Annotated in this window: 4 protein-coding genes and 1 pseudogene; 3 read left to right on the forward strand and 2 right to left on the reverse strand. The window is 53.3% G+C overall.

Annotated features, from left to right (window positions below):
• Window positions 1–258: 258 nt before the first annotated feature.
• Window positions 259–1,320, forward strand: coding sequence for a HesA/MoeB/ThiF family protein (locus HMPREF2526_RS13100; protein WP_080975088.1), 1,062 nt, complete (start codon window positions 259–261; stop codon window positions 1,318–1,320).
• 21 nt (window positions 1,321–1,341) lie between these two features.
• The gene (locus tag HMPREF2526_RS13105) at window positions 1,342–2,577 is read left to right on the forward strand and encodes an MFS transporter (protein ID WP_080975087.1); all 1,236 of its coding nucleotides are present in this window, start codon (window positions 1,342–1,344) and stop codon (window positions 2,575–2,577) included.
• A 263-nt stretch (window positions 2,578–2,840) separates the two neighbouring features.
• On the opposite strand, the pseudogene HMPREF2526_RS13710 reads toward HMPREF2526_RS13105, so the two are convergent.
• Window positions 2,841–3,963: pseudogene (locus HMPREF2526_RS13710) on the reverse strand (IS3 family transposase); the annotation flags it as partial.
• A gap of 720 nt (window positions 3,964–4,683) precedes the next feature.
• Between HMPREF2526_RS13710 and HMPREF2526_RS13440 the strand changes: the two are divergent.
• Complete coding sequence (locus HMPREF2526_RS13440) at window positions 4,684–5,961, forward strand: Fic family protein (protein WP_070547450.1); 1,278 nt, start codon at window positions 4,684–4,686, stop codon at window positions 5,959–5,961.
• A gap of 140 nt (window positions 5,962–6,101) precedes the next feature.
• Here the strand turns inward: HMPREF2526_RS13440 and HMPREF2526_RS12735 are convergent, their stop codons facing one another.
• A complete protein-coding gene (locus tag HMPREF2526_RS12735) occupies window positions 6,102–7,262 on the reverse strand; it encodes an RtcB family protein (RefSeq protein WP_070547451.1) in 1,161 nt (386 codons plus the stop codon).
• Between the last annotated feature and the right edge of the window lie 670 nt (window positions 7,263–7,932).

Here is a 7,932-nt window from a genome sequence, read left to right on the forward strand (position 1 = left end):
CCACTACGTGTCCACGATTTGCGGGCAACCTCACACCCCTTAGAGAATTAAATTATATTTTTCATTGACTGTGCCTTGGCTCACTGCTACCCTTTCTGTAACTTCACTCATGAAAGGAGGAGGCCAATGTCATTCGATTTTGAAGTGATTTCCACCCAGAATCTGATGGAAGCCCACCGCGTTGGACAGGCATAAAACATCAGACAACCACGGGGACCTGAATACATTCGGGCCCCCTTTTTTACTTTAAGGAGAACAATGTCCTTGATATCATTCCGGACCGCCCATGAAGTTAGGCCTCTAGGGGATGGCAGGTCAGTTGTTGGATCAAACACGGCAGGAATCGGGCACTATGTCCAGGATCCAGACCACCATCTCCAAAAATTGAATAAAATTTTAAACGGCACCCTAAATCAGCAAGAAGCTACCGAACAGATCGCTAAGCAAACGGGAATTTCTCCCTTTAATGCACATACTCTGCTCGAGAAGCTAATCCAGCTAGGACACATTGAGGCCATTTCTCAACCCAACTTAACCCCAGAACAACAGACTCGTTTTTCTCGCAGTACTGCGCTCTACTCATGGCTAGGCGGATTTGGGAAATTTGATCGATGGGCTCCTCAAGAAATTATCTGCTCGTCGAGCATTTGTATTTTAGGGGCCGGAGGCATTGGATCTAGCATCGCGTTACAGATGGCCGCAAGTGGAATAGGAAAAATAACTCTCGTTGATTTTGACACTGTCGAGTTGTCCAACCTGAATCGACAAATTGCTTATTCGGAAAAATCTATCGGCAAATTAAAGACTGATGAACTCAAAAATAGGATTAGAGAGTTAAATAGCGATTGCTCAGTACGTACGATCGAGCGAAAAATTGAAGGAGTAGAGGAATTAATTCCCATTTTCAAGGAAGCAGATCTAGCTATAAGAGCAATCGACAACCCACCCGAATCGGCATATTGGGTATCAGAAGCCGCAATAGCCACCAAAAAGCCCTGGATTGACTGCAGCTACGCCGGGCCGATGGCGGTTTGCGCGACTTTTGTCCCCGGAACGACAGGGTGCTACCGATGCCTTCGAGAAAGTGAAAAACAACGGCTGCAACAGAATAATATTTCTGGACTCTACGAGGAAACCCCTCTTGGAATTAACGCTGCGATAGCACCTATCGTGTCAATAGCCAGTGCATTGGCTTCACTCGAAGCCTTAAGGTTCTTAGTCTCAAGAACCAACTTATCTATGGGCAAAGTTCTACATCAAAACCTTGCAGACTATTCAAATCAATATTCCATTGATTTCCCCTCGTCTTGCCAACATTAGCCTTCATGAAAGGACTAAGAAATGGCCACCTTAATGAGTATTCCTGGCTATCGCCGCTTAGTCGGAACAATGGCGTTCAACCAAACTGGTTATGCAATGGCTTCAGTAATAGTTCCACTATTGATTTTTGACATAAGCAAAAACGCCACACTGGCAGGATCAGTATCAGCTTTTGGAACAGGTTCGCTTATTCTTTTGAGCCTGTTTGCCGGTGCATTAACAGATAAGTTTCATCCCTCAGTAGTGCTAAAACTAGTTACTCTCGCTCAAACGATCATTTGGATCAGCATTGCTCTCATGCTCTCCTTTAGTGATCTTCCGTTACTCCCCATAGTTTTATGCATCGTTCTCGCTTCCGCGCTCTCTGCATTCGACGCACCAAGCGAACAAAGTCTCATCAAGCAGATGGTCCCTACAAGCGATCTAGGTACAGCAAATGCTATCGCGCATGGACGTGAATCCACTGCGGAAGTTTTCGGCGGACCGAGCGCCGGACTTCTTTACGGTTTAAACCCCCACTTAGCTCTTTTTGTCCAGGGAGCATTCCATGCCATCGCCTGCGCTCTCGTTCCTCGAAAGCCTAATTCAGCGTCAACAAATCAGCTACCCGAAGAACACGACACAAATGTTTCTGTTCTAAAGTCCTCGACTGATGGGTTCCGTTTTGTATTTAGCCACACAGGGCTGCGCGCAATCACTCTCGTGGCAGCCGTTGCCAACATTCCAATGTCAGCTTTTATCTTGGTACTGATTTTTTCATACCGCGCTACAGGAGAATCTGCATTCATTATCGGTTTGATTTCAGCATCTTTTGGATCCGGTGTCATCGTAGGTTCTTTTTTGGCCAGCAAGCTAGCAGAGGTTGTACCACTAGGAAAACTTGGCACTATAGCTTTACTTACCTTCACAATAAGCCTTATTGTGCTTACCACACTACATAGCAATACGGTCGCCACCATCATTGCTTTGTTTATCGCGGGTCTACCCCTAGCGTCTTTTAATACTGCAATTGGGGCTTTTACTGCCGCCATTACCCCTGACTACCGAATGGGCGCAGTAACCACAGCTTCTACCATTCCTGGAATATTTCTCATGCCATTCGGAGCATTTCTCGCTGGCTTTGGATTTGAGCACTGGGGAGCTTCAACAACACTCGGACTCATTTCAACATTCGCGCTCATTGCCACCATGATGACGCTAACCTCAGCGGTTCGCGGAATACCATTGCTATCTCAACTCGACGAAGTTCAATCCTGATAGTTCCACTCTGCACTGTAATGCTCTTAAAATAAGGATTACCCCATAGAACGATTAAGCCAAATAACTTTCGACGACATATACCTCATCTCCCCGTCCAGTTGGAATGATTGAAACACCGTAATGCTCCCAGACCTAATCAAAATCCAGGACTTCCAGAAAGAGAACTCTGGGCGACTGGTGAGCGACGGTTTCAAGGAGCCCGACCCCCGGAAAGTAGACACCGTGGGGTGAACAAAATGTAGGTGTAAGCCTATCAGGCCTTAAGCGGCTTGGGACTCGAACTCATCGGGGGTTTGGTATCCGCACCATGTGTGCCGACGGCACGTGTTGTAGCGCACGCACCACCGGAATACGTCTCTGCGGCAGATAAGTTGATTGGCGAAGGTCTTTGTATCTTTGAGGACCTCCCGTTTTAAAGCCGCGCTGAACGACTCAGCGAGCGAATTATCCGCGCTGGTTCCCACCGCGCCCATCGACTGGGTAACGCCCAAGCGCCTGCATGTTGCCTGGAACTGCGATGAGGTGTACACGCTTCCGTGATCTGAGTGGAAAATCGCACCGTCTAGACCTCCTCGCAGGTGGGAAGCGTTTTCGAGGGCTTCTTCTACCAGTTCGGTGCGCATGTGATCTGCGATAGCAAAGCCGATAAGTTTGCGGGAGAAACAATCAATAGCTGTTGCTAAGTACATGTTCGTTCCGTCTGCGATCGGCAGATACGTAATATCGCCGACAAGCACACGATTTGCAGCGCAGGCGGTGAAGTCACGGTTCACCAAGTCTGCGAACACGCGCCGGCCTTTGTCGCGCACAGTGGTCTTGACCCTGCGCTTCTTCTGAAATCCGAACAGGTTCTGGCCCGCATCAAGCGGGCCACCTTTTTGCGATTGATCCGCTTGGCAGGGGTTGTAGCACCGTCGCGACGTGTGGGATCGTTGAGTTCGGCAGTGATGCGACGAGCGCCCCACACGCCGTTTTCAGCATCGAAAATGGCCTGGATCTCCGCGGCCATCACAGCGTCATCTACAAGGCGCGCACGGCGCCGCGGAGCCGATTTCTTCCATTTGTAGTACGAAGACCGATTTAGGCCCAGGACTGTGCACATCCGCTTGACCGAGTAGTCGGCGAGATTGTCACAGGCGAACTGGAAGCGGATCACTAGGTCGTCTCTTCCGCAAAATACTTCGCGGCCTTGCGCAGAATATCGCGCTCTTCACGAAGCCTTTTGTTTTCGCGTTCTAACTGGCGAATTCTTTCCGCATCAGCAAGCTTTTCTACGGGTGACGATGCATCATCATCCTTAGGCACGTTGGTGCCGAATTGCTTGTACCAGTATCCCAAAGTCGAGCGATTGATCCCGAGTTCTTCTGCGACCTTGCGCATCGAGGTATGACGTGAGCCGCAGTCGACAACCGAACAAAATCATCGAAAGCCTGTCCCGACTCTGATTCATGGAAGTAAACAACGTTCTTCTGCGCTACTTCTCGCGAAGGATCCTGCGCCACATCGAGGTTTCCCGACCTCAGTCGCGTAATTGAGGATTTGGCGCGGCCATAGGCTTCAAGCAAATCGAACAAGAACTCGCGATCGTATTCGGCACGGCCGCCTAGTTTCGACGTTCGTTCTTCGACCGCGCGCAGGTTCAACTTTGCCATTGTGACGCCTCTATTCCCTTTATCAATTCACGAAAATCTACAGCTCAACCGGGCAAGACCACGATCAAGGGGCCGCCACAGACAAACCTTCGATAATCATAACAAGGCTCACTTGGTGTAATGCCGGCTTCGTCTCTCCGGCCTCAAATTCCGCTGCCTTCATATCAGCATCACTTCAGCTTCTCGGAACTCTCCTGTTCCAGTTCTCGTGCCGACCGCAAAGAAGAATATTCTTTAGCAATCAATCGTCCCCGCTTACGCAAGACTTCGAGGTTATATCCGGCTTCTGCCTCGTCTGCACAACATTGAAGCATCTTACCGGTTACTGGAGCTCCGTTAATCTTTTGTGCTCGCAGTCCACCGGGATAACAGCTATCCCGGTAAACTAGGACATCAATCTACCGAGATAAACCTTATCCCCAATGCCCCAAGCGCATGAGAGGAGTCAGCTGTGGCAAAGACAGTCGAATTGGAATGGATCCCTGCTGATGGCAGCGGTCTTTCTCGACGCGCCAAGCAAGGCGGGAAGTATTATGCTTTTGTTCCCGATCCCCTCGCAGGTATGTCGTTGAAGCTTCCGTCCGAGCTCTCGCGACGTATCGTTCGCATCGAGCGGGAGATTCACAATCTTGGGATGAGAGACAATACCCACTCGCTTGAAGGAGTTGCGCGACTCCTGCTCCGTTCTGAGGCCGTCGCTTCCTCCCGGATCGAGGGAATCGCTCCCAACTCCGACAAAGTAGCCATGGCGATCCTCGCGCGTGAATCAGATTCCGGAATTCGGGGTTTCAAAGAATCCGCAACAGCTGTCGCCCGCAATGTCGCCATCCTCGACACCATCAATGCAGACTTGGCTTACAAAGACGAGCTGGTCCTGGATGACATTGTTGCAATGCAGACTGCACTCGTTGCAGAAAAGCCTTTACAAGGAGTACGTACTACTCAAAACTGGATTGGCGGGTCTGACTATCACCCCATCGGTGCGGCTTTTGTTCCCCCGCCTCCTGTAGAAGTCCCAAGACTCCTCGACGATCTCATTGAATACTTCAACGGGGCAGACCACGCCGCGCTCGTTCAAGCAGCGCTCGTTCATGCCCAGTTCGAGACCATCCACCCATTCCCGGATGGGAACGGGCGCGTGGGACGAGCCATGATTCACGCGCTTTTGCAGCGCAGAGGGCTCACCGATGCTGCGGTTCTCCCCGTCAGTATGGTTCTGGCAACGCTCGGTGACCGTTACGTCGACGGACTCACGAAATTCCGCGAGGGTGACGTGCTGGCATGGATCTCTTTCTTCGTCGAGGCTGCACAAGTCGCCACCACCAAAGCAGCTGAACTTGCGGATAGCGTCGCCGCGCTAGAAGCAGAATGGATGGACAAGGTCAATCACCACCGCACTGCGCAAGGAAGCAAGCGCGCATTGAAATCAAATTCGACGGAGTTCCAACTGCTCAAGAAGCTTCCTGCTATGCCTTTGGTCACGGTGTCCATCGTGAAGTCCGAGCTGGGGATTTCATCGACAAGCACGGCCCGAGATTCTCTCGATTCACTCACCGACGCTGGCATTCTACGTAAGAAAGTCATCGGTGCGGGCGGGCTTCTCGGTTACTTCGCTGACGATGTTTTCATGCTGGTCGACGATGCTGAACGCCAACTCGCCTCGACGCAGTTTAATACTCAGCTTTCACCTCCGACCGGCCGAGCAGTTCCAGCCCTTCGCGATAAATAAGCAGTAATCAATAGTGGTCACGCACTTCGTTTCCTTGCATAAGGCAAAGCGTCGTGCTGATGCGACGCTGCAGGAGGAGGGGGCGTCGGAAAGCTCAAAAGAGACCGTCACTAAAAGTGACGGTCCCATCATGGCGCAGGTTAGGTGCCCTTGACGTTGAGGATCTGGCGCAGGGTGTGCTTGACCTCGACGAGCTGGGCGGCATCGGCCATCACGCAGTCGATGTCCTTGTAGGCGTCCGGAATCTCATCGACGAACTCGGCGCCGGGACGGTAGACGATGCCTTCCATGCGTGCGGCAAGGTCCGCCTCGGTGAAGCGGGCCTTGGCCTGGGTGCGCGACATGACGCGACCCGCGCCGTGCGGCGCAGACTTGAGGCCCGGCGGGTAGCCCTTGCCTTCCACGACGTAGCTAGCGGTGCCCATCGAGCCGGGGATGAGGCCGCGGTCGCCTTCGTCTGCTTTGATGGCGCCCTTACGCGTGAGCCACACGTTCTTACCGTAGTGGTTCTCGCGCTGGGTGTAGTTGTGGTGGCAGTTGATGCGCTCGAGCTCGAGGGTCTCGCGATCCGCGCCGGACCAGGTGGCGACGCAGTCGAGGAAGCGGTCCATCATCTCATCGCGGTTGAGCAGCGCAAAGTGCTGTGCCCAGTGGAGATCCGCAATGTAGGAGTCGAACTCTTCCGTGCCCTCGACGAGGTAGGCCAGGTCCTTGTCCGCGAGCTGGATCCAATGCTTCTCGCAGTGGCGCTGCGCGGCCTTGATGTGTTTCTGGGCAATCTTGTTGCCCACGCCGCGCGAGCCAGAATGCAGGAACAGCCAGACGCGGTCCTCTTCGTCGAGACACAGCTCGATGAAGTGGTTGCCACCGCCCAAGCTGCCCAGCTGCTGACGCCAGTTTTTGGAGTGGCCGAGATCCACGCCGGTGTCCTGGGCCAGCTGCGCGAGCTCACGCGTACGAGCCTCGGTGCGCGGGTCCATGATCCAACCGTTGTAATTGCCGGGCGAGAGCGGAATGGAGTCTTCGACTGCGGTGCGCAGGTCCTCGAGCGCGAAGTCCTGGATATCCGCGTGCGTGAGGTGGGTCCGCACGGCAATCATGCCGCAGCCGATGTCCACGCCGACGGCCGCCGGGATGACGGCACGCAGCGTGCCGAAGACGGTGCCGACCGAGGAGCCCTTGCCAAAGTGGGCATCAGGCATGAGCGCCACGTGTGGGTAGACGAAGGGCAGGTCAGCGACGAGTTGTGCCTGCGCCACCGTCTTGTCTTCAACAATGGAGGCGAAGTTGTGCAGGCGCATAAGAGAGCCTTTCTCTGCGTTTACGTAACGCAGTTCGTGAGAAAGGGCCTGCTTGGGCGGCTGACTTGTGAGTTGTGCGCGCGGGTCGCGCGGCTGGCACCAACGTCCGGGATAAGCAGGGCCGCTTTCCCGGGAAATGGTCAAGTCAGCCTATTAGAAGAGTTGCTTAAAGAAGCGTCCTAGCGGCTGATTGTTATGGGTCATCATCGCGGTTCGCCTCCTTTAGCTTTCTCGTTCTTCTTTCGGGCTGTTAGTGCTGCGTGTGAACCTACACGATGTACGCGATTTCTACAAGCAATTAATGATGCAAGGAAATTCACCCAGCCACGAAAACTTGACACCGTCCATTCAACCGCATTCACTGCCTGCTCATTTGTTCGTCCGTCTGGCGGGGTGTCGTGCGCCGTGACAAGCTTCGTTTAATCGTTCAGCCCGCCTCGCCCTAGTCGAGAGTGGGCTGGATCTTTATCTTGGTTATGCAGCAAGAGTGCACTGGGCAAGGCCGACGTCGTGGTCGCCGGCGGCATCGACGAGCGCTTCATCTCCCGCGCCAACGACCCGAACGAGTCCGAGCTGCACTCCATCCTGTGGCCGGCCATCGGGCGCGACGCGGATCAACCGATGTTCGTCATCTCCCAAAAGACGCTCACCGGCCACTCCAAGGCGGGTG

Origin of the sequence: Corynebacterium sp. HMSC070E08 (assembly GCF_001808895.1) — a bacterium.
GTDB classification, from domain to species: Bacteria; Actinomycetota; Actinomycetes; order Mycobacteriales; family Mycobacteriaceae; genus Corynebacterium; species Corynebacterium hiratae.